Here is a 256-nt window from a genome sequence, read left to right on the forward strand (position 1 = left end):
ACAGGCCGTAGGAACGGCGCTCGTAGGTGTCGAGGTTCGTCATCGCGGAATGGTGCTCCTGCCGAGGTCGGGTGAGCGGTTGGCCCAGCGGTCGCCCGCGACATCACCCATGACTTGATCTGCCCGGTTCATCCCGGAGGTCGCGGCCCTGGCCGCGCCGATCCGGCCCGCCGCGCGCGCCGCACCGGACGGTACTCCGGCCGCGCCCGCCGGTGCGCCGGAGGCCCGGGGCGGTTGGCCCGCAGCACCTCCGCCG

At 75.0% G+C, this 256-nt stretch carries 1 pseudogene; it reads right to left on the reverse strand.

The annotated features are described in order from the left end of the window. Positions 1 to 39: 39 nt before the first annotated feature. A pseudogene (locus RJ05_RS31935) lies at positions 40 to 256 on the reverse strand (hypothetical protein); the annotation flags it as partial.

This window comes from Nocardia cyriacigeorgica NBRC 100375, assembly GCF_000308555.1.
Lineage (GTDB): Bacteria > Actinomycetota > Actinomycetes > Mycobacteriales > Mycobacteriaceae > Nocardia > Nocardia cyriacigeorgica.